The 20,702-nt window shown below is 45.8% G+C and carries 18 protein-coding genes; 12 read left to right on the top strand and 6 right to left on the bottom strand.

The window, feature by feature from the left end:
• The first annotated feature begins 23 nt into the window (after positions 1-23).
• Positions 24-476 (top strand): Dps family protein, encoded by a 453-nt coding sequence (locus tag CLV93_RS16040; protein ID WP_106543231.1) that lies wholly within the window; start codon positions 24-26, stop codon positions 474-476.
• 34 nt (positions 477-510) lie between these two features.
• A complete protein-coding gene (locus CLV93_RS16035) occupies positions 511-1,233 on the top strand; it encodes a peroxiredoxin (protein ID WP_106543230.1) in 723 nt (240 codons plus the stop codon).
• Between the two features lie 62 nt (positions 1,234-1,295).
• On the opposite strand, the gene CLV93_RS16030 is transcribed toward CLV93_RS16035, so the two are convergent.
• Together CLV93_RS16030 and CLV93_RS16025 are read right to left on the bottom strand one after the other, a co-directional pair.
• Positions 1,296-2,702, bottom strand: coding sequence for a COG3014 family protein (locus CLV93_RS16030; RefSeq protein ID WP_106543229.1), 1,407 nt, complete (start codon positions 2,700-2,702; stop codon positions 1,296-1,298).
• Positions 2,703-2,795: 93 nt separating this feature from the next.
• On the bottom strand, positions 2,796-3,380 hold the full coding sequence (locus CLV93_RS16025; RefSeq protein WP_106543228.1) for a penicillin-binding protein activator LpoB: 585 nt from the start codon (positions 3,378-3,380) through the stop codon (positions 2,796-2,798).
• Between the two features lie 188 nt (positions 3,381-3,568).
• On the opposite strand from CLV93_RS16025, the gene CLV93_RS16020 reads away from it, so the two are divergent.
• Positions 3,569-4,219: an HAD family hydrolase gene (locus CLV93_RS16020; RefSeq protein ID WP_106543227.1), complete on the top strand. Its 651-nt coding sequence runs from the start codon at positions 3,569-3,571 to the stop codon at positions 4,217-4,219.
• A 202-nt stretch (positions 4,220-4,421) separates the two neighbouring features.
• On the opposite strand, the gene ung is transcribed toward CLV93_RS16020, so the two are convergent.
• Both ung and nhaA read right to left on the bottom strand, forming a co-directional pair.
• The gene (ung, locus tag CLV93_RS16015) at positions 4,422-5,084 is read right to left on the bottom strand and encodes a uracil-DNA glycosylase (protein ID WP_106543226.1); all 663 of its coding nucleotides are present in this window, start codon (positions 5,082-5,084) and stop codon (positions 4,422-4,424) included.
• Between the two features lie 109 nt (positions 5,085-5,193).
• The gene (gene nhaA / locus CLV93_RS16010; RefSeq protein ID WP_106543338.1) at positions 5,194-6,528 is read right to left on the bottom strand and encodes a Na+/H+ antiporter NhaA; all 1,335 of its coding nucleotides are present in this window, start codon (positions 6,526-6,528) and stop codon (positions 5,194-5,196) included.
• Between the two features lie 482 nt (positions 6,529-7,010).
• On the opposite strand from nhaA, the gene CLV93_RS16005 reads away from it, so the two are divergent.
• From CLV93_RS16005 to CLV93_RS15995, 3 genes are all read left to right on the top strand, one after another.
• The gene (locus CLV93_RS16005) at positions 7,011-8,246 is read left to right on the top strand and encodes an ROK family transcriptional regulator (protein ID WP_106543225.1); all 1,236 of its coding nucleotides are present in this window, start codon (positions 7,011-7,013) and stop codon (positions 8,244-8,246) included.
• A 104-nt stretch (positions 8,247-8,350) separates the two neighbouring features.
• Positions 8,351-11,449, top strand: a complete 3,099-nt coding sequence (locus CLV93_RS16000) for a SusC/RagA family TonB-linked outer membrane protein (protein ID WP_106543224.1) — start codon at positions 8,351-8,353, stop codon at positions 11,447-11,449.
• A gap of 19 nt (positions 11,450-11,468) precedes the next feature.
• Positions 11,469-13,154 carry a SusD/RagB family nutrient-binding outer membrane lipoprotein gene (locus CLV93_RS15995; RefSeq protein ID WP_106543223.1) on the top strand — a complete coding sequence of 562 codons (1,686 nt, stop codon included), beginning with the start codon at positions 11,469-11,471 and terminating at the stop codon, positions 13,152-13,154.
• A 140-nt stretch (positions 13,155-13,294) separates the two neighbouring features.
• Here CLV93_RS15995 and CLV93_RS15990 read toward each other — a convergent pair whose 3' ends face one another.
• The gene (locus CLV93_RS15990) at positions 13,295-13,882 is read right to left on the bottom strand and encodes a DUF4251 domain-containing protein (RefSeq protein ID WP_106543222.1); all 588 of its coding nucleotides are present in this window, start codon (positions 13,880-13,882) and stop codon (positions 13,295-13,297) included.
• Positions 13,883-14,280: 398 nt separating this feature from the next.
• Entirely contained in the window at positions 14,281-14,871 is a 591-nt protein-coding gene (locus CLV93_RS15985; protein ID WP_106543221.1) for a DUF4251 domain-containing protein, read from the bottom strand.
• Positions 14,872-15,197: 326 nt separating this feature from the next.
• On the opposite strand from CLV93_RS15985, the gene CLV93_RS15980 reads away from it, so the two are divergent.
• From CLV93_RS15980 to CLV93_RS15955, 6 genes are all read left to right on the top strand, one after another.
• Positions 15,198-16,079 (top strand): phosphatase PAP2 family protein, encoded by an 882-nt coding sequence (locus tag CLV93_RS15980; RefSeq protein WP_106543220.1) that lies wholly within the window; start codon positions 15,198-15,200, stop codon positions 16,077-16,079.
• A 258-nt stretch (positions 16,080-16,337) separates the two neighbouring features.
• Positions 16,338-17,048, top strand: coding sequence for a hypothetical protein (locus CLV93_RS15975; RefSeq protein WP_146142043.1), 711 nt, complete (start codon positions 16,338-16,340; stop codon positions 17,046-17,048).
• A 46-nt stretch (positions 17,049-17,094) separates the two neighbouring features.
• Positions 17,095-18,096, top strand: coding sequence for a hypothetical protein (locus tag CLV93_RS15970; protein ID WP_146142042.1), 1,002 nt, complete (start codon positions 17,095-17,097; stop codon positions 18,094-18,096).
• 171 nt (positions 18,097-18,267) lie between these two features.
• Positions 18,268-18,720: a PepSY-like domain-containing protein gene (locus CLV93_RS15965; RefSeq protein ID WP_106543217.1), complete on the top strand. Its 453-nt coding sequence runs from the start codon at positions 18,268-18,270 to the stop codon at positions 18,718-18,720.
• A gap of 113 nt (positions 18,721-18,833) precedes the next feature.
• Positions 18,834-19,553 (top strand): hypothetical protein, encoded by a 720-nt coding sequence (locus CLV93_RS15960; protein ID WP_146142041.1) that lies wholly within the window; start codon positions 18,834-18,836, stop codon positions 19,551-19,553.
• A gap of 30 nt (positions 19,554-19,583) precedes the next feature.
• Positions 19,584-20,576 carry a hypothetical protein gene (locus CLV93_RS15955; protein WP_106543215.1) on the top strand — a complete coding sequence of 331 codons (993 nt, stop codon included), beginning with the start codon at positions 19,584-19,586 and terminating at the stop codon, positions 20,574-20,576.
• Positions 20,577-20,702: the final 126 nt, after the last annotated feature.

Here is a 20,702-nt window from a genome sequence, read left to right as displayed (position 1 = left end):
ACAAACAATTTAAATATCGAATCATGGAAACAAAAAGAACAAACAACAACGTAGTAGCGCAATTGAATAATGTACTGGCCGACCTGCAAATCGTTTATCAAAACATGCGGGCGATGCACTGGCTGATTAAAGGCCCCGATTTTTATCAACAACATAAGATGTTTGAAGGATTTTATACTGAGTTGGCTGATGTTGTCGATGACGTAGCGGAGAGAATCCTTACGTTGGGCGGCGTACCGTACCACCAGTTTAGCGAATACCTCGATCAGACCAGTATCGAACCGGTTGTAGAAGTGCCTCGTGGTAAGGAAACGTTGAAAATCACAGTGCAGAATTTTGAGCATTTACTCGGCGAGTATCGCGAAGTGTTGGAATCCGCGTCGAACAATGGTGACGAGGGAACGGTCGCGCTGTTCAGCGAATTAATTGCCTCTACCGAGAAGAAGCTGTGGATGCTGAATGCCACTTTATCCTAAAACCAGAACGTATTACCCAAAAACAATGTATCAAATGGAAAATCTGAATGAAAATCAGGTGGCTTATCCAATGCCACGCATCGGGGATGCGGCGCCCGAATTTCAGGCCGTAACCACTCAGGGAAACATTAACTTTCCAGCGGATTATAAAGGAAACTGGGTCATTCTTTTTAGTCACCCGGCCGATTTCACCCCAGTGTGTACCTCTGAATTCATGACCTTCGCTACGATGGAAGAGAAGTTTGCAGAGGCCAACTGTAAGCTTGTCGGCTTGTCGGTTGACGGTTTGTACAGCCACATTGCCTGGTTGCTGACCATCAAAGAGAAGATTGAGTACCGCGATATGAAAAATGTGGAGGTGAAATTCCCGCTTATCGAGGATATCTCCATGAACGTGGCGAAGAAATACGGTATGATTCAGCCCGGCGAAAGCTCAACGCAGGCGGTGCGTGCCGTGTTCATTATCGACCCGAAGGGCGTTATCCGGACCATCATCTATTATCCGCTGAGTCTGGGACGTAACTTCGACGAGCTGTACCGAGCTTTGGTGGCCCTGCAGGCAGCCGATGCATTTGGTGTAGCCACTCCGGCCGATTGGCGCCCGGGTGACGATGTGATTATTTCTCCTGCCGGTTCATGTGGCAAAGCGAAAGACCGAATGGAAGGTAAAGAGGAAGAGCTCGATTGTAAAGATTGGTTTTTCTGTACGAAGAAAATCAGTAAAGAGGAAGTATTGGAGAAAGTGCTGAAGAAATAAGTTCTGTTCCCATATTCTGATAGTAACAACCCGGAGGGTATCTGCATTGGCAGGTACCCTTTTTATGGTTGCGGCGGCGAACTTTCCAGGGTGTGGTAGGTAATGAAGCGCGTTTCGCCGCTTTGCCCATCCACATCGAACGTTTCGATTGGATTGCCGACGGCAGGATTTAAGTGCAAAGTGAGATGGTTTTGTCCATTGTGAAGAGGAACGCGGATGTAACCTACCTCGTAAGGCAGGGTTTGCCAGTTACGCGTATCGGCTTTTTCGGTGACGGCATTAGCCAGGCTAACCAGCATACCCAATGCATCGTTTTTCTTGCTGGCGGCTGTTTCAATTCCTTTCTTGACGGCCAGACGTAAGATCGCTTTCCCCATTTCGCGTAGTAATCGGTCGTGCAGAGTTTTGTGTGCTATTGCGTCGATGTTTTCCGCTATTTCCAAAGGATAGATTTTCCCGGAAGCAGTTGTGATTGTTGCTGAGTTGTAGGCTGGTTGCCGATCGGAGTAACGGGGCATGGCCACCCGGACGAAACGAAAATCATCGAGACCTGATTTTTCACGGGAAGAAAGGTCACCGATGTAGACCGGAAAAGAGAGACCATACTCGTCATTCACAAAATTGGCCCAGCCTCCCTCGCCCTTCACCATGGCGAAGTTCACAGACCATTCACTCTTTACAGGGCCCAAACCATTAAGCCAAAAGAAAACCGCTGAAGACCCGATGGTGTCGGTTGGCTGATACTGAAAACCAAACTCATCTTCGTATTGATGTTGTTCCTGAGTGAAACCGGTTAGCGCAGCTGTTCGGACTAAATCATGCTTTAGTTGTTCGGGAGCTGTCAATCCGAAATTTTTAGCGTAGCTACTTTGATAAACGTCGTAAGCATTTCGGTAAGAGATAAAGGCGTTGTTATAGTCTTTCAGTGCATCGTAAATCAGGCCGGTGAGAAGATGCGCAAAGGCATCATCCTGATACCGGTTCTTGTGGTCGGGATACTTGTCGTTTATCTCATGTAGCTGAATGTTGATTCTGCGGCATTCCACCAGCGCATCGTCGTATTGCTTCAGGTCGATGTAGTTGAGGGCCTGGTAAAAGTGGATGAGCACTTTCTCGAAGTCTTCCGCCCGGTAAGGGGTAGCCATCGGATTGGTGACCAGAGCCAGCGCTTCAGCGCCGTAATTGGTGCTGTAATCTTCAATCATGTGGTCAGCCTTGCTAAACAGCTTGATGCTTTCGCGGTAATCGCCCAGCATGCGTGTGGTGACTCCGCGATTAAGCAGGTAGAGCAACCGGTCTTTTGGCTTCACCTTTTTCTCCGACTGCTGAATGATTTTCTCTGCATTTTCGATATTACCGCTTTCGAATGCCTGGTAAAATGCCTGATTTTTCTGGTAATAGGTGGCACATCCGGTGAAAAACAACAACGGAAAAACACACAATCCGGTAAGGAAAAATACTTTTTTCATGCCGGGAAAAGGGTTTGACAAGTTTGCAGAAAAAGGAGAACAGCCCCGCGTTTTCCGGTTAACGGAACAGGGCTGTTTTTTTTGATTCGGTTTTTAGTTGCGGATAGCTTTTTTAATTTTCTTTTCGCCCATCCAGACCACCTCATTGGTTTCGAGATTGGTCAGCTCTTCATTTACCTGGTAGTAAACTACTTTTTCTCGTTTATACGAATCGACGATGGAGCTGATATCTCCCTGCATGATGAAGTCAGCACCTAGTTCGCGCGCCCATTGGGCTGCTGTACTAGGCGAGGCATAGGTGTTTTGGTCCTGACGTTCGGCACGGAGTTCATCGCGTTTGGCGCCGGCTTGTACCAGGCGCACCTTTCCACTGTTGATAAACGAGCGCTCGATGTCTTTAATGTATGTGTCAGTGTCGATGTGCTCGTGCGATTTGTTGTAAACCAGTCCCACTACGACAACGGGTTTGCGACCATGTGTGCGTTCAAAATCTTCGAGCCAGCGTTGGTTGAGCACCTGTTCGGTGAGTGCTTGTGCAGTGAGTCGCGAGTCGGTGTCGTTCCAACGACCACTCAGGTCGATAGCCTGGTCGGTGGCTACACGGGTTACTTGTCGTGAACAGGAGCCCAGTATTAGGGCAAAAGCTATCAGGGCAAATAGTCGCATTTGTCTTTTCATGATGATTCCTTTTGGTTACAATCTATTTTCGGTTTTCTCTTTTACAAAATATATACCGTAAGTTAAGGCGATTGTTCGAATTATGCCATGTTATCTGACCACGATTCGTTCAAATTGTCGCAAGGGGAAACTCTGAAGCTAAATAGAAGAAGCTTTTCTTACTTTGTTATCTTTGCCCGAAAAGACTCATGAGCTTCCGGAACATCCTTTTTGATTTAGATGGCACGCTTACCGACCCCAAAGAGGGAATTTTCAACTCCATTCTTTATGCTTTACGCGAAATGAATATTGAAGCGCCTGAAGAAGAGACGCTCCTTTCTTTTATCGGTCCGCCTTTGCACGATTCGTTTAAGCATCATTTTTCCCTTACGGATGAAGAAGCTGACGAAGCGGTTGAACTATATCGTGTGTATTTTCCCGAAAAGGGAATGTATGAAAATGAGTTGTATGAGGGAATTCCCGAATTGCTTGCAGCTGTGAAAGCGGCAGGAAAGAAGATCTATCTCGCCACCAGCAAACCCAAGGTATATGCTACCGAAATTCTGCGTCATTTTGGCTTGCTGCCGTTTTTCGATGGAATTTCCGGCCCGGAACTGGACGGGACTCGCAATCATAAAGCGGAAGTGATTGAATTTGTTATCCAGGTATATGGCATTGTTCCGGAGGAATCATTAATGATTGGCGACCGGTTGCATGATATGAAAGGAGCGGGCGCAAACAACATAAAAGCGGTTGGCGTTACCTATGGATACGGTTCAGCTGAAGAACTTCAGGAGAACGGAGCCTGGAACCTGGTTGACTCGGTTGAGGAGTTGGGGGATTTAGTGATGGAAAATTAAGGCAAAGGCCCAGGTGAGAGGGCGAAATGGTGAATAGGTGAAAAAGGGAGGCTGAAAATTTTACATGATGAATGTTGTCCCGAAAAATCGGGATTGAATTGATTTCATATCCCTGAGAATTTTCGTTCGACCAAACAATTATCAACGGTCTTTTCTATTTTCAGTTGATTTAAAATGAAACATTTAGAATTCAACATTTCTTCTACCATTCGATGGGTGTTTTCCTATGTTGTTCGAGGTAGGCGTTGGTTTTGCTGAAATGCCGGCAGCCGAAAAAGCCGCGGTCGGCTGAAAAAGGTGATGGGTGTGGCGCTTTTAGCACAAGATGTTTATTTGTATCGATGAATTCGCCTTTACGTTGGGCATAAGCTCCCCACAACAAGAACACGAGATTTTCTTTTTCTTCAGCCAGTTTGCGGACGACCGCATCGGTGAATGTTTCCCAGCCTTTGTTTTGGTGCGAACCGGCCTGGCGGGCCCGGACAGTTAATGTGGCGTTGAGCAGGAAAACTCCCTGATGTGCCCATCGCTCGAGATTACCGCTTTTCGGAGCAGGAATATTCAAATCATTGTTCAGCTCTTTGAAGATGTTCTGCAGCGAAGGCGGAAATGCGATGCCATCCTGAACAGAAAAGCAGAGACCATGCGCTTGTCCGGGGCCGTGATAGGGATCTTGCCCGAGTATCACCACTTTTACTTTATCGAACGGACAGGAATCGAAAGCGTTGAACATTTTCTTCCCGGGAGGATAGATAGTATGTTGGGTATATTCATCTTTGACAAACTTCACCAACGACTCAAAATAGGGTTGATCGAATTCTCCGTTTAATACTTTCTTCCAGCTTTCTTCTATTTTGACATCCATAAAAAGAGATAATAGACGTTAGATATTAGACTTAAGATTTCAGATTTACTTTATTCAGATTTTTTTTCGCCTTTATTGTTCATTTCTCATTATTCACTGTTCATTATCATCACGGTTCCACCGGATAACTGAATTCCTCATTTTTCGGCCGTGGAAGAATCCGCGACAGTAACAGATAGCCCACAACTCCCGCTACGAGCGAACCACCTAAGACACCTAATTTTGCTGCATTCAGCATTGAAAGGTCGAAGTAGGCGAGGTTGGAAATAAAGAGCGACATGGTGAAGCCCAGTCCCCCTAGGATAGCGACCCCGAACATATGCGACCATTTGATATTTTGCGGCAACTCGGCCAATCCAATTTTTACTCCGCCCCATGAAAGTAAGGTAATGCCCAATGCTTTTCCAACAAACAGTGCCAGTGCCACGCTAAGACTCAAATATCCGTAAGGTCCCATGTTGCTTCCATCGAGTACAACACCTGCGTTACCGAGAGCAAATACCGGCATGATGAAATAATTCACCATTTTGTGCATCATGTGTTCGATGCGTTGAGCCGGGCTCTGGACCATCTTTATTTGCCGCTTCAGGTTATCGAGTTTGTGTATTTCCTGGTCGGGAAGGGTGTACGATGTGGCGCAATCGTCGCACATGTTAAATTTGTCAACATGGTCGTTGAATTCGTTGGTCATCAGATTTCGGCGGACCGGAACGGTAAATGCAACCAATACGCCGGCAATGGTGGCGTGGATACCCGATTTCAGGAAAAAATACCAGACAACGGTTCCAATAACGACGTAAACCCATGGCTTGCGCACCCTCATCCAGTTGAGGATAAGCAACAGGGAAATCAGTGCCAATGCCTGCATCAGGTATTCCAGTTGTAGGTTCGACGAGTAAAATATAGCGATGACCATGATAGCTCCAAGGTCGTCGACAATGGCGAGCGCTACCAGGAAAATTTTCAGCGAAAGCGGAACTCGTTTTCCCAACAGACTCAAAATTCCCAGCGAAAAGGCAATATCGGTTGCCATCGGTATTCCCCAGCCTTGTGCACCGTCTTTTCCTATCGTGAGGGCCGAGAATAACAGCGCCGGTAATATCATGCCTCCTAAAGCTCCCAGGGCAGGAAGTGCCGCTTTTCGCATGCTCGACAATTCACCGGCGATCACTTCGCGTTTGATTTCCAGGCCAACTACGAAAAAGAAAATGGCCATCAAGCCATCGTTAACCCAATGCAGCAGGTGCATCCCAACTTCGAAACTGCCCACTTTCAGGGCAATTTCGGTATGCCACAGGTGTTCGTATGTGTAGTGAAAGGCTGAGTTGGCCCAAAGTAGCGCAATGATGGTACAGACGATGAGCAAAATACCTCCCGAGGCGTCATTCTCGAGAAATTGGTGAAATCTCCGGCGTGACGCCTGGATAACTCTTTTAGGAACCATTTCCTGCATAAGGTAAAATTGTCGTCAGGTTAAGAAAATTTTTGACCAAGCGGCCTGAGAAATAACCCTGCTAAGGTACGAAATTCCCCCTCCCGGGAAAATTTCAGGTCAGACTACCTGATACAAGATAACAAAAAATAACCGGTGAAGTTTGACAAAAATGTAGCGGTAACCGGGCAAGCATTGAATCGTTGTATTAGTGTATTTGTATGTAGGGAATTAGCAAAGATTGATAAAGAGCTTTAGCGATGATTCGTCACAATTTTTCTGTTTTGTGCAGATGAATTAAGAGAAGTTCAAGATGTGCAAATAATTCAAAATGTTCAGATTCACTAGTACTTGTTTCGGGTATTGTTGTTAATACAAGAACTTCTGTGTAAACATGCACAACTCTTAAATCTTTTTAAAAAATTTTAACAATGACTTGACTTAAATGTAAAATTATCTTTAATTAGTACCTGCAAATATTGGAAACGCGATAAATGATTCTGATAAGTAAAGAGGAAAGCCGAAGATTGACAGTGAATGGTATCAAGCGCTATCGTCAGCGCATGCAGATACTAAGTTTGTTGTATGAACATCGTTCGCTGTCGGCATCTGATTTAAGTAAGGAGGTTCACATCAGCCTGCCTACGACTAAGACATTGCTCGATGAGTTAATCGCGCTGAAAGCGGTTGAGACTAGTGGTATTGGCGAGTCACGGGGAGGGCGGAAGCCGGCTCTTTACAGTTTAGTGGCTGAAGCTTTTTATATCGTAGCCGTCGATATGGGACGTTATAAAGCTAAAGCTACCGTTTTTAATTGCCACAACGAAGAAGTAACCCCCATCCGGTTTATTGAAACCAATATCGATGATCCCAGGTTGGTCGATAAACTTCATGAAACAGCAACCGAAATGGTTCGTGATGCGGGTATCTCGGAGGATAAGATTGTGGCAGTGGGCGTTGATATGCCCGGATTGATTGATTCGGTGGAAGGAATCAATTATACCATCAAGAATCCCTCTTTACGAAATGTAAAAAAGCGTTTCGGTGCCAAATTTCAAAAGATTGTTTACATCGATAACGATGCCCGAATGCAGGCCTTTGGTGAATTTGTTTTCGGGAAAGCGCAAAATACCACGAACTCGGTTGTGCTGAACTGGAGCTGGGGATTGGGACTCGGCATGATTCTCAATGGTCAGCTTTACAGTGGTTCCAGGGGCTTTGCCGGTGAATTCAGTCATATCAGGCTGGAGGATGAAGGCGAACTGTGTATTTGCGGCAAACGTGGATGTATCGAAACTATGGCATCGGCTCATAAACTACTTAGCCTGGCGAAGAATGGCGTTAAAAATGGTACGATATCACAGCTAACCCGGATCTTCAAAAATAATCCGGAGGAAATGCAAGCGGAAGATGTGGTTAGTGCCGCCCGTGGAGGAGATGAATTCGCCATATCTATTTTAAATCAAGTAGGCAGTGCTTTAGGAAAGGGACTTTCCATTCTGATTCAATTGCTTAACCCGGAATTGATTGTCCTGAGTGGTCCTATTTCACAAGCCAACCAATACATAATGACACCTATCCAACAGTCATTAAACCAGTATTGTCTGGAAAATATCTGCAGTAACGTACGTCTCGAAATTTCTGAGATTGATGAGCACTCGGGTTTGCTCGGAATAGCTGCCATGCTTTTCCAAAAGGTTTTTGGTGACGCAATGGATGAACTTAAATAAGAAAGCAGTATAGCAGTCCTGTCATTTGCTATTGCAAAAACTGTTATTTGTTTTAGTTATATGTTTAATAGTATGGTTTTCTAACCACAAAACACCCAAACTCTATGCGAAAGATTGTTTTGGCTTTTGGTGTGTGCCTTGCACTCATTAGTAGTGCATATGCCCAGCACACGGTTACAGGAACAGTTGTTTCCGAGTCCGACGGTCAACCCATACCCGGGTTAACGGTCGTTGAGAAAGGAGTAAACAACGGTACCATTACGGATGCCGATGGTAATTACTCCATTACTTTACAATCGGGAGATGCTACTTTGGTGTTTTCATTTGTTAGTATGGAAACCCAGGAAATTCCCGTGAATGGTCGTTCGACCATTGATGTTACAATGAAATCCAAGGATGTGGCAGTTGATGAAGTTGTTGTCACAGCGCTTGGTGTTACCCGCGAAAAGAAATCGCTGGGGTATGCTGTTAGTGAAGTCAAGGGTGACGAAGTGTCTACCGTGAAGGATGCTAACCCGATAAACTCACTGTCAGGTCGTGTAGCCGGTGTAACCATTACACAAGGCTCCTTCGGACCGGGTAGTAGTTCCCGGGTGATCATTCGTGGTAACAACTCGCTAACCGGTAATAACCAGCCGCTTTATGTGGTTGATGGAGTGCCGATGGATAACTCAGGTTTCGGTTCGGCTAACGAAGCGAACACCGGAGAATATTCCAAATCGGACTACGGTAGTGGTATCGGTGACATCAACCCCGATGACATTGCTTCGATTTCGGTGTTGAAAGGCCCGAACGCCGCCGCGCTTTATGGTTCGCGTGCAGCTAACGGCGTTATCATGATTACCACCAAGAAAGGATCATCCCGGAAAGGTATTGGTGTAAGTATTACATCAAACACAACTTTCGAGAACCCGATGTTGCTTCCTGATTATCAGAATCAGTATGGGCAGGGAACACAGGGAGCGATTCCTTCTACTGTCGATCTGTTGAAACAGAGTGGTGGTTCATGGGGACCCAGAATGGATGGTTCCAGCCAATTGTATTATACCGGCGAGAATCGTCCGTATAGTCCGCAGCCTGATAACGTGAAGAATTTCTTCGATACCGGTTTTACGACTATCAATACATTGGCTTTGGATGGAGGAAATGATAAAATTAATATGCGTTTCTCTTATACTAATTCGCAGATTAATTCCATCATTCCCAACTCAAAAATCGAGAGGAATAACTTCAACCTGAGAGCTTTTGCCAAACTAACTGATAAGCTGACTGTAGATGCTAAAGCCACTTATTTCAAGCAGTATGGTAAGAACCGTCCGAATCTGGGAACGGAAGGTATCATGGCTTATCTCGTTAATATTCCCAGAAACGTTGACATTAACGACCTGAAGAATTATCAGGATCCGGTAACCCTGAGCTCGATTGGCCCAACTTCGTTGAATTCGAACCCGTACTGGATGGTTTATCACGATCAGAATAAAGACTGGAAAGATCGTTTCCAGGGATTTGTCAAGATTCAGTATGCGTTCACCGATTGGCTTTCTGCCTACGTTCGCGTGGGTACCGATATGACGATGATGGATATCGAGCGGGTGAACCAGTACGGACATTGGTTCTATTCAACTGGTCAGTTCAGTTATAGTGAAAGTCAGACTCAGGAAACCAATGCTGATTTCCTTTTCACGGCTAACAAAGACTTGACTGAAAAGATCAACCTGAACGCTTCATTCGGCGGCAACGCCATGCATCATACCTATCGTGGCCATAGCGTTAGCGGTTCTCAGTTCCGTATCCCAAGTGGACCTCCATTGTTGAGCGCCAATGTTGTGAATCCTGGTTTCACCCCATTACAAGAGAAGAAAATCAATTCACTGTATGGAACGGTTAGCCTGTCGTATGATCGTTGGTTCTATCTGGACGGATCGGCCCGTAATGACTGGTCTTCTACACTTCCTGAATCGAACTGGTCATATTTCTATCCTTCGGTTAGTGCTTCGGTCCTGTTTAACGATCTGTTGAAGCTGGATAATTCAGCGATGACCTACTCCAAACTGCGTGTCAGTTGGGCACAGGTAGGTAACGATACCGATCCTTACCAGTTGTACGATACCTATTCACTGGCAGGTGTAAACGATTCTTATTTGGGTGAAACGACTATGTCACGAAGTTCAACCAAATTTAACCCGAATCTGAAGCCGGAACAGGTAACTTCCCTTGAGTTCGGAGGTGAATTTAGGTTCTTCGATAATCGCTTGCATCTCGACATGTCATACTACGATATTAAATCGAAGAATTTGATCATGCGTGTGCCGATTTCTGCTTCTACTGGTTACAGCACTTTGCTTGAGAATGTCGGAGAGATCGAAAATAAAGGTTTTGAAGCGATGCTGGGGGCAACACCGGTACGCACGCAAAATCTGACCTGGGATGTATCAGTGAATTTTGCTACCAATAAGAACAAGCTGGTTTCATTGATTGCCGGCACCGATAACTATGTGTTCTCTACTACCAATAGTGGAAACATTATTGTACAGGGAACTGTAGGCGGTGGATTTGGTGATATTTATGGTACAACCTGGGCCAGAACAGATGACGGTCGCGTTGAAGTAAATGCTGACGGTTTACCAAAGTCGAGTAGCGACAAGGTTTACCTGGGTAACTATCAACCCGACTGGACCGGTGGTTTGAGTAACACCTTGACGTATAAAAGCTTCCGGTTGAGTGCATTGGTTGATGCACGCTTCGGTGGTAAAGTATTCTCTGGTGCAGATGCCGGAATGGATGGCGCCGGTACCAGTAAGCGTACTTTGCAATATCGTGACGGTGGTGTGGTTGTTGACGGTGTTCTTAATACCGGTACGGTTGATAACCCGGTTTGGGAAACCAATACCAAGCAAATTACTGCACAACAATATTGGGGTGCCGTTAGTGGTATCGCTTCAGAATATGTTTACGATCAGACCAATGTGCGTTTGCGTGAGCTTTCGCTGGTATGGAATCTGCCAAGTAGTTGGTTGAGCAGTACCGTGGTAAAAAGTGCTTCCCTTGGCGTTGTGGGTCGGAACCTCTTCTTCATTTATAAGAAAGTGGACAACTTCGATCCGGAATCAGCTTATAGCACTTCTTCTTTCTCTCAGGGGATTGTGTACTATCCCTTGCCTACGACCCGGAGTCTCGGTTTCAACCTGAATGTGAAGTTCTAATCGTTAATGACTGAATATTATGAAATTAAATAAATTCCTACTAGCAATTGTTGCTGTATTGGGGTTGACTTACTGTACATCCGATTTTGTGGATATCAACAAAAACCCCAATGCAATACTCGGAGACCAGATCTCTGCCAAGTACTTCATTACTCGTACGCAGGTTGATCTTTTTGCTCCGAATCGATATCCCTACTGGCGGGCACAGTTGATTCACGCTGACCGCTATGCCGGTATGTTCTGTTTTGGATTTTCCGGTTCCTGGTGGTCCGACGGATTAGGTTATACCTATAGTGCCGGTTACACCGATGCCGCATGGGATTATTATGAGGGATACAATAGTACCATCAATACATTTCTGCAGCTGACGCAGCCGGGAGGTGATTTGGAAAACCCATTGACCTATGCCACCGCTCTTATCATGAAGAGTATGTATTATCAGAAATTCACGGATACTTTTGGTGAAGTTCCGTATTCTGAAAGTGGAAACCTAGACATCCTTCAGCCGAAATTTGATACACAGGCTGAAATTTACCAGGGGATTATTAATGACCTGGATGAAGCTATGAGCCTGATTGGTGATGCCACCAAAACCGGTGATGGACAGCTGGATTTAGGCTCCAATGACCTGTTCTATAACGGTGATTTGCAGAAGTGGAAAAAACTGGCCAATACGCTGAAGTTAAAAGTGGCGTTGCGCGCCAAGGGTGCTTCCGGTGCGTCGTTTGTCGATCAGGCTATCAACGAGGCTCTTTCTGCTCCGCTATTGTCTGATGAGTCCGATAATGCGTTGTTGCCAAAAGATAATGTTATCAGTCAGTGGAACAGTTCCTGCTATGGTGACGTATGGTATAACTTCGGTACCGGTTCCGACTGGACCGTTAGTCAGCCACTGATTGATTTGCTGCAGAAGAACGGAGACCCACGTTTGTCTAAATATGCTCAACCTGCTGCCGGTGGTGATACGCTTACCATCCCTCATCCGGATTCGGATGATGATGCTATGTATCAGAAACGCAAGGATTTTATTCTCAGTGCGCTGGATGATGCAGGTGCTACCTATACCGAATGGACCAATGGAAATGGTGAAACCGTTATTTCCCTGGAAAAGGATAAGTATTATATTGGCCAACCGGTTCGCTTGAATGGTTTTACTTATGATTACGCCCTTTACCAATTCTTCAGTACACCAGCTCAATACATCATTCAGAAAAAGAACGATGGGAAACCCATTGCTCCGGAAATTGTGCTGACGACAGCTGAATCGTATTTTATGCAGGCACAGGCTGCGCTGGATGGATATGGTTCCGGTGATGCCAACACGCTTTATCGTGAAGGTTTGACTCAGGCGATGCTGGTTTGGGGGGTCGATCAAACTGATATTGATACTTTTCTTGCCAACTCACCAATGGCTAACTTGACTGGTACCGGTGACATGGAAAAAGTTGCTGAACAGCGTTGGTTGGCTAACTATACCGAAGGTTTCGAAGCTTGGGCAGTGGTCCGTAAGCTGGGATATCCTGCATCACTTGCAGCAGGTGTAGACGATCCGGATATTTTTGCCATGGGAGACTTGAACGGAGCATATCCACAGCGTATGCGCTATGGTTCCAGCCCGTACAGTACGAACAACGACAATCTGCAAGCGGCCATTGGTCGCCAGGGTGCCGATGTACAAGCCACGAAGTTGTGGTGGGCGAAATAAACCTAACTTGACCTTTCACTCAGTATCTCAGATACTAGTAGTTTAGATTGCCGGGGGAGCTTCGGCTCCCTCGCTTTAACCATATTAAAAGCGGGACCTTCGGGCCCCGCTTTTTTGGTTGTATCGATATCTTTTTTGTATTAGAAGTCCATTCCGCTTCGGTAGGTGGTCGACTGATCGAGCGGAACTAATTGACCGGCAAACCGGAGTCGGGCGCTGGTTGTAGCAGCGCTTACTTCCGCATCGGCAAAGTTGTTCCCTTTGCTCAGTCTTACGGTTATATCGGCTGTCAAAGCGTTACCGATAACCGACATCTGATAAGTGATGTTTCCGTTCTTATCTTCTGTCATTTTAATCTGAGTCGGTTTTCCTTTCAGTGTAATTCCACCCAGTCCGTTGGGGCCTGTGTAGCCATTAAAAGCCAGCTGCATGTAAGCCGTGTTATTTTCCAGCGAAACGAAGTTGGTTTGATCGCTAACATTGATCAAACGGCCCCATTTGGTGTAAAGACGATTGGCCTCCAGCACCCAGTCGCCGTTTTCAAGCGCCTGTTTGGCCTGTTCAAATTGGGCCATGTTGGCTGCCTCACGTTGTTTTTTCTTCATTGCTCTTTTCTCCTGGCGTGTCATGGTGTCTTGACCATTACCGGAGTTTTGTGCATATGCCTGCGTGATGGTGCCTACTCCGAGCAGGACGCCCATCACCATTGTGAGTATTTTTGTTTTCATGACGTTGAATTTTTTATGTTATATAATTCGTTTGTTCTTTTTCGTTTTGTCATCTTCATCTTTATTAATGCAAAACTCAGACCACGATTTGCTTCTTCTTTTTTGAGTGGATTTTACCATCTGGGAAAGTATCATCTGTTTGGCCAGTGTTTTCGGGGATTTTACCGGTTTGAATACTAGCAAAGCAGTGGCTTCGGTTAATAATTTTTAACCATCGGGTTTATCCGGTTAGCACTTTTTATTAATTACTGACTGAAGGAATGTCGGATTTTGTGAGGTGTTTTTGAGAGAGCGATGGCTGGGGAGCTTAAATAATTTTATGCAGGTAGGAGGTATATCGGGTCTCGCAAAATAAAAGCGGGGTTACTGGCCTCGCTTTTCATTCGTGTGTTTTTTTATTAGAAATCCATTCCACTTCTATAAACCGATGAATCGCTTGCGGGTACCAGTTGGCCGGCAAATTGCAGGCGGGCGCCGCTGGTTATCGCGTTCACTTCGGCACTGGCATAATTGTCGCCATTTCCTAAACGAACAATAATGTCGGCGGTCAGTGCATTGCCAATTACCGACATCTGGTAGTATACGTTACCATTTTTATCGGTGCTCATTTTAATTTGGGTTGGTTTGCCTTTCAGCGTAATTCCGCCCATTCCGTTGGGACCATTGTGTCCGGCAAAAGCCAATTGCATATAAGCTGTACCATTTTCCAGTTCAACAAAATTGGTGTTGCTGTCAACCGGTATGGTATTTCCCCATTTGGTGATGAGCCGGTTGGCTTCCAGAACCCAGTTGCCGTCTTTTAGAGCCGCTTTTGCGTTTTGAAACATAAATTGGTCTGCGGCCATTCTTTCTTTCTTCCGTAGTTCTCTTTTTGCTTTTCGCGACAGGTTCTTTTCAACGTTGGTATGCGTATCCTGTGCATAGCTTCGTGTCATGACTCCAAGTCCGAGCATGATACTCATCATCATAATAATTGCTTTTGTTTTCATGACGTTAATTTTTTATGTTAGACAATACTTTGTTGTTTTTCCAATTCTTTGTTCTTAAGTGCTTTTGGTCTAATACAAAACTTAAACCACGAATCGTTCTTGCCTTTGGCTGATTCGCTGTATTTTTTAGAGTTTTTAGTTGCTAGGTTCTTGTAAGGCAGGTTGTTGTGTATTGGTGTAGTGGTTGGGAGTAGCCCCTGGAGGATTAATGAATTTTAACCGTTTCCTAATTTTTGTATCGGATTTTTTTAACGTTCTTTAGCCAACTGGAAAATTTGTCACGACTTCGTAATCTGTGAATTGACTATTCCGGTAATCGGATTAAAATGAAATATATGAAGATGGGTAATCGATTTCTGTTGATTTTGTTTTTGATGATGATGCTGGGGAATGTCAGCGCAGCTACTAAGTTTCACATGCAGAATAATGGCGTTGCCGGAATAACTGGTGGAAAAATCGGGATACCGGAAAACGCGAAATCTGCCTTGACCACGCAAAACGATATTTACGAATATTGGCAGCAAAAAATGGAGACCGATAGTCTTCAGCAGAACCAGGGTAAAAGCTGTCCTGTTTTTCTCCGGAAAGCCATCCTGCCAACCGGATTGATAGCGGCTGGACTGGTTACCATGGCGGTTCCAAAGCAAACGGTACTCAGCAAGTACCGTATTCATGATACCATGCATGGTTGGAATCCCAATTTTCATACCACGGCTGACAATTATCTGCAATATGCACCGGCTGTCATAACGCTGGGGCTAAGCGCTGCTGGTTTAAAAGGCCGGAACGATCTGCTCAACCAAAGTTTGATTCTTGCCAAAGCGGAATTGTTGATGTCGGTAGTGGTTCAGGGAATAAAAAGAACCTCTAAGGTGGAACGTCCCTATGGTCCGGTATACACGTCGTTTCCTTCCGGACATACGGCACAGGCATTCCTCTCGGCCACTTTTCTTGCCAAAGAATACGGGCACATTTCTCCATGGATTAGCGTGGGAGCATACACTACTGCTATCGGCGTTGGCGTATTGCGCATGATGAATAACAAGCACTGGATTTCCGACGTGCTGGCCGGCGCCGGAATCGGAATTCTTTCTGTCGAATTCGTTTACCTGACGCATCAGCACCGCTGGGGAAAGAAAAACAACCTGGTCTTTGCTCCGACGCTGTATCACAAAGGTGGCGGTGTTTCTCTGGCGATGACCTTCTAAGTAATTTCTCACATATGTTTTAATACACTATTTGTTTGTTGACTTGATTTTCTGAAGTCAGGGAGGGAGTGGTAGGCCATTCAGCGGTTTGGGCCATGACCTGTCATACTTCGAAAACAGAGCGGGTTCACTTAATGAGAGAGAGTCTTCATCGGTGAGCTTCTGGGAATAATGCTCTGCCTACACCTACACATTCAGATTACCTAACCGGGAAGAGTAATAGCATGATTGCGAATTAAATCGGTTAAATATCTGACAATGAAATTAAGAAGAGTAGTGGCTGTATCAGCCGTTATTTATGTTCTGACTATTTCAAAAGCATTTAGTCAGCTGAGTGTTAGCGTAGGATATGGTCTTCAGTGTCCCGGCAGGCAAGACCTGAAGTTCAGGTACTACGAGAATGGCGTTTTGGTTAAAAACCTGAAAACATCGAAAGCCATCTCTTCCTGGTCGCCGGTCAACAATCTTGATTTGACTTACTGGCACAAGAAATCTGGCTTCGCGTTTAGTTATGTTTACTGGAAGAACGACAGCAAGGGCATTACATTCCTGACGACCGAAATTCCACCTTTCAAACACATGGAGCAGTCGAGAAATCTGTATTTACTCGATTATTTGCATAAAACCGGTATTCCTTTTCTTCAAAAGACGAGTGAAAATACCGAAGCATTGTATGGATATTGGGGCGTAGGCGTGGGAGTTGGCGTTACCGAAACAACGCCCGGTTTGGAAAAAAGCATCAAACCGGCTATGCAGCTATTGTATGGGGTAAATTACAAAATCTACAAGCGGTTGAGTCTTTTTGCTGAAGCAAGATACCTGTTAGCTCACGACGCCGATAATGCTCCTCCTGCTACGTTTACCGGGTGGAAGGTCGATTCTTCCGGGCATCCGTTCCCGCTCCGGCCACATCCGCACCTCGATACACGGTTTTACGATCTCCAGGTCGGTTTGCGATTCCGTTTATAACAGCAATGTATCACTATCGTCAAGTTTTTTTTCACAGTTACTTACAATGAAGAAGATTCAACTCATTCTATTGTTTCTGCTCGTGATGGGAAGCAGTGCTTTAGCTCAGTCGCCCCAAATGGCAGAGGATACCGTAGCGTTTAAACCGCACGGTAAAGTTTTTGCGCAGGTTTTCAGCAATTTTACCTATACCCTGACCAACTACAAATGGCAGCCCGCGTTTGAAATTTCCAGGGCTTATCTGGGATATGAATATGCTTTCAGTCAGAAATTCTTCGGAAAAATCAACTTCGATGTTGACAACCCGGGTGTAGGAAGTTTACAAATGACCGCCTACCTGAAAAATGCTTATCTGCGATATGCCGATAAGAATTTTCGGGTTGCTTTCGGATTGATTCCAACGTATCAGTTCCGTTTACAGGAAGCTTTTTGGGGACACCGCTATGTTCTTAAATCATTCTTGGAGCAGTATGTATTCGGTTCCAGTGCCGATTTTGGTGTCTCGCTTCAGTGGCAGGCGCTTCCTAAAGTAAATCTCGATTTCTCTGTTTTGAACGGTGAAGGCTACAGGCACTTGCAAGCCGACAGTACCCTGATGTACACTGCCGGAGTAACCTACCATCCTATTAACTGGCTGTATGCTCGGTTTTACTTCGACTACATGAAAAAAATAGAAGCGCAAATGACCTATGCAGCATTTGTAGGCTACCGTGGAAAGAATTTTACGGCCGGATTCGAATACAATAATCAGCAGGAGCACGGCAATGTTCCGGACCATGACCTGTCGGGAATTTCGCTCTACGGTACCCTGAAAATGAAAAATAACTCAGATGTTTTTTTTCGTTACGACAAGCTCATGTCGAAACACATTGGTGGTGTCCTGGATGGCTGGCATGTGATTGAGGACGGAAGACTTTACACAGCCGGCATGGAATATCAGCCGGTGAAAGGGGTGAGGATTTCGCCCAACATGAGTGGCTGGTATCCGGTGCATGACACGCATCACATTGTCACCCGCTTTAATTTGAATGTCGAATTCAAATTCTGAACGGGAGCCAAACGAAGTAGACACAAAAGAAATATTACCCGGACAAAGGCTGTTTTCCCGGACAGCCTTTTTTATGACAAATTGGACACCTGCAATCGAAATACCGGTCAACTTCAAAATTTCTTTAGAATTGAAAATTACGTTTGAGTCGTAATCAAAATTCAGGAAATTATGAAAACGACTTTTGTATTGCTCGCCTTTTTAGGGATGAGTCTTTGTGCGCATGCACAAAAAGCGGTGTTGCCGAATGCCGTTGCCGATGCTTTCTCGCAGAAATTCCCCAATGCACAAAAAGTACGCTGGAACCAGGAAGAAGCCGATGAATGGGAAGCTGAATTCTATCTGAACGGAACCGAAACTTCCGCTTCATTCAATCCTGCCGGTGCCTGGCTGGAAACCGAAACCGAAATCAGCAGGCGTTCGCTTCCGGCAGCGGTGAAAAATACGTTGGGCAGTCAGTTTGCCGGCTATAAAACAGGAGAAGTCGCCATCATCGATTCGCCCTCTTTTTCCGGGTACGAAATTGAGCTCAGGAAGAAAGAGCAGGCCGTGGAAGTACAGGTGACCAAAGAAGGTGTGCTGAAACATAAACGAATCCTGAAAGACGGAGAGGATAACAATTAATCCGCAGCGCATTATTTCCTGTTGAAACGAACTTGCTTTTCCTGTACAAGTAGCTAACGAAACCGGATAACCCAAACCTAAAGCGATGCCTGTGTTGACGTAACAATCAATCGATGAAACAGACAATGAATTGGAAAAAAGCCCTTCCGGCTTCGGTGGTGGTCTTTATGCTCACCATTTCGGCCGGGTACGGCCAGCTGAGCATCAGTATGGGATATGGATTGCAAATTCCCGGTAGGCAGGATTTAAAATTCAGGTATTACGAAAATGGGGTGCTGATGAAAAATCTGAAGACATCGAAGGCCATATCCTCTTGGTCTCCGGTGTCGAACCTCAGCGTAACCTATTGGCACCACAACATCGGATTTGATGTTAGCTATTTGAAATGGGAAAACAAGAGCCGTGGCGTTCGTTTTCTCACCAACGAAATTCCGCCGTTCAACAAAATGGAGCAGTCGCGGAAATTGTTCTTACTGAGTTTTCTTTCCAAAACAGGAAATCCGTTTCGCAAAAAAGGAGCGAACGATGACGGTAGTTATGGTTACTGGGGCGCGGGAATTGGCGCCGGCGTAACCGAAACAAATCCCGGTATGTTTCGCAGTGTGAAGCTGGCCATGCAGCTGCTGTACGGCGTCTCCTTTAAACTGACTTCCCACGTCCGCTTTTTTACCGAGGCCAAATATCTGCTGGCTCACGATGCCGACAACGCTCCGCCATCTACGTTTACCGGATGGAAAGTAGACACGTCGGGGCACCCGTTCCCGCTTCGTCCGCATCCACACCTCGATACCCGGTTTTATAATCTGCAGTTCGGACTTCGCTTCCGGTTATAATTTCCCTTTTATTTATCTGAATAGTTGACAATGAAAATAATCCGATTTAGCCTGTTCGTGTTGCTTTTGGCCGGAAGTAAAATGGTTATGGCGCAATCACCAAAGCAGGAAAATTTTCGACCGCACGGAAAGGCCGTCGTGCAGGTCTTCAGCAATTTTACCTATCGGCTGAGCAACTTCAAAGGCAAGCCATTGTTCGACCTGTCGCGGGCTTACCTGGGATATGAATATGCCTTCAGCCAGCGGTTTTCGGGCAGGGTGATTTTCGATGCGGGCAGCCCCGATACCAGTGGTATCCAATTGAATGCCGTCCTGAAGAACGCTTATCTGCAGTACAGCGGTAGTAACCTGAAGCTAAGGTTGGGCGTCATCCCGACCAGCCAGTTTCGGCTGCAGGAACAATTCTGGGGACACCGTTATGTAGCACGTACCTTTATGGATGCTTACCACTTTGGACCGGAGGCCGACCTGGGGGCTTCACTTGCGTGGAAATGGTCGCCCTATGTTCAGTTCGATGCGTCGGTGCTGAATGGCGAGGGCTACCAAAAGCTGCAGCAGGACAGCGCCCTGATGTACACCGCCGGGCTCACCATTCAACCGGTGAAGAACCTGTATGCCCGTTTTTACTTCGACCATATGAAGAAAACGGTCTCGCAGAATACCTACTCCGCATTCCTGGGGTATGCCGGCCCGAAGGTAACCGCCGGGCTCGAGTACAATTACCAGTTGGCGCATGCCAATGTGAACGACCAGGACCGTTCGGGGATTTCGCTCTATGCCACCATGCAACTGAAAAAACATTCGAACCTCTTTGTACGCTACGATAAGCTCTGGTCGAAACGAAACGATGGTGCGCTGGATGGCTGGGATGTGTTGACGGACGGACGGTTGTACCTGGCCGGGATTGAATTTCACCCGGCAAAGGGCATCACCATTTCGCCGAATATGAGTGGCTGGTATCCGGTTCACGATACCCATCACATTGTTAGCCGGTTCAACCTGAGTGTGCAATTTAAATTCTGATGTGGCAACCAATCGTCGCGAATAAGCGTAATAATTACTTATCATCCATAAATCCATTTAAAATGATGAATCGAATTGTGTTATTTTTTCTTCTGAGCATGTTCATTGGTCAGGCTCAGGCTTCCA

Source organism: Prolixibacter denitrificans (assembly GCF_003014495.1).
Classification (GTDB): domain Bacteria; phylum Bacteroidota; class Bacteroidia; order Bacteroidales; family Prolixibacteraceae; genus Prolixibacter; species Prolixibacter denitrificans.
Note: the sequence above shows the minus strand (reverse complement) of the source record. Positions and strands in the feature narration are given on the sequence as shown.